General features: G+C 71.9%; 3 protein-coding genes and 1 pseudogene. 1 reads left to right on the plus strand and 3 read right to left on the minus strand.

Annotation, left to right across the window (positions count from 1 at the left end; genetic code table 11):
* Together ACFQ36_RS22445 and ACFQ36_RS22450 are read right to left on the minus strand one after the other, a co-directional pair.
* Positions 1-260 (minus strand): putative RNA methyltransferase (locus ACFQ36_RS22445; RefSeq protein ID WP_377017742.1); only part of this gene is annotated, 260 nt, incomplete at its 3' end.
* A 42-nt stretch (positions 261-302) separates the two neighbouring features.
* Positions 303-935, minus strand: coding sequence for a peptide deformylase (locus ACFQ36_RS22450; protein ID WP_377017744.1), 633 nt, complete (start codon positions 933-935; stop codon positions 303-305).
* Between the two features lie 67 nt (positions 936-1,002).
* Between ACFQ36_RS22450 and ACFQ36_RS22455 the strand changes: the two genes are divergently transcribed.
* The gene (locus ACFQ36_RS22455) at positions 1,003-1,236 is read left to right on the plus strand and encodes a hypothetical protein (protein ID WP_377017746.1); all 234 of its coding nucleotides are present in this window, start codon (positions 1,003-1,005) and stop codon (positions 1,234-1,236) included.
* Here the strand turns inward: ACFQ36_RS22455 and ACFQ36_RS22460 are convergent.
* Positions 1,230-1,777, minus strand: a pseudogene (locus ACFQ36_RS22460) (hypothetical protein); the annotation flags it as partial. The gene ACFQ36_RS22455 and the pseudogene ACFQ36_RS22460 overlap by 7 nt on opposite strands.

Here is a 1,777-nt window from a genome sequence, read left to right on the forward strand (position 1 = left end):
AGGCGCCCGGCCAGGGGCGCGTAGTGGCCGGCCGCCAGGAAGGCGCCGCGGGCGGATACCATGGCCGCCGTGTCCGGGATGAAGGAGGTTCCGCGGCCGGTGAGCAGGTTGATGTAGCCCTGCCGGGCGCCGTCGAACCGGTGGCCCTGCGTGCAGCGGATGCCCTCGGCGACCCGCTGCCCGTTCGGGAGCATGTCCGCGGCGCAGACGGGGCAGAGCAGGAGCCGGACGGCAGCGAGCGGAGCGGGTTCGGTGGGCACGCCTCATCCTACCCGCCGGAGCGGGACGCGACGGCCCCGGCCCTAAATGCCGAGCTCCGCGCGGGCGCGGCCGATTTCCGGCTGGGCCCAGTACTCCCGGTATTCGGCGTCCCCGGCCAGCGACCGGGTCAGGACCTTGTCCAGGTAGAGCGTGCCGTCGAGGTGGTCCGTCTCGTGCTGGACAATCCGGGCCGGCCAGCCGGTGAACTGTCCGGTGGCGGGGCTGCCGTCCGCGCGCCGGTAGTCCAGCCGGACGGTGCGGTGGCGTTCGACCACGCCCTGGAACCCGGCGAAGGACAGGCAGCCTTCGTAGAACGACGCCGTTTCGGTACCGATCGGGGCGTAGCGGGGGTTGATCACCGCGAAGTAGGGCAGCGGGGTGCGTTCGCGCACGGCGGCCACCTCCGGATCCGCGGCGAAACCATCCTCCAGTACCGCGATGCGCAGCGGAACACCGATCTGCGGTGCGGCCAGGCCGACGCCGGGGGCCGCATGCATGGTGCGGCGCATCAGCTCCAGCAGGGCGGCCAGTTCGGCGTCGTCCAGTTGGCCGTCGAACGGCTCGGCGGGCCGCCGCAGCACGGGATGGCCCAGCTGGAGGATCGGGGCGGTGCCGCCGGCCTCCAGCAGCGGAAGGACCAGGTTCCGGATGGCCGAGTGGTGGAGAGCGTGCACCGGGCCAGTCTACGGGGATCCGGATCCGGTCCTTGTGCGGGGCAGGTGCCGGGCGTATACCGGAGTTATGTTTACCATGCTGGATCTGCTCGGAGCCCTGTCCTGGGGCGTTGCGCTCGTGTCCTTCATTGTTTTCCTGCTGGCCAGCGACTCCCTGGCCTTCACCCACCCCAAGGGCAACCGCCTGGTCGAGGACAAGGAACGCTACCGGACCATGATCATCAGCGGCTGGTTGGCCGCAATCGGGGTTCTCTGCGGCTTCCTGCTGACGATGATCGCCGTCACCGGCAGGGGCTACTGAGGGCCGGCCTGCTTATTGCGGCAGGCGGAGGCGATGAAGGAGTAGACCGCCCGGGCCAGGTCCGGCGGCGGTTCCAGCCGCAGCGTGCCGCGGTAGTCCCCGGCGGACAGGTGCAGGGGCAGCTTGATGCCAAGCCTGTCCTCGGCGACCGCGTGCGCGTCGCAGCGCGCCGGGACAATGTGCAGCTTCAGGGTGCGTGGAGCGCCGGTGCCTGCCACGACGACGTTCCGCGGCCACGGGTGGGCAGCGTCCTCGTCCAGCAGCGTGGTGGCGGCCGGGCCTTCGATGGTGAACGTCCCGGTGCCGCCGGTCGGGGCAATGTGCACGCCGACCACGGCGGAGCGCGCCGTCCCGTTGCCGGCCAGCGTCAGCTCCGGGTCCAGGCTTAGGACCGCGACCCGGCCGGCGGCCTGGGCCAGGCAGTCCCGGGTATGGCTGCGTTGGAGGATCCCAAAGGGATCCGGGGCGGCGACGCGCAGTTTCCCGGCCACGGCGGAGCCTGCCACGCGCAGCACGTCGGCGGCCTGGCCGCCGGCCTCGG

It is taken from the genome of Arthrobacter sp. GCM10027362 (assembly GCF_042679445.1).
In the GTDB taxonomy this organism is placed as follows: Bacteria; Actinomycetota; Actinomycetes; order Actinomycetales; family Micrococcaceae; genus Crystallibacter.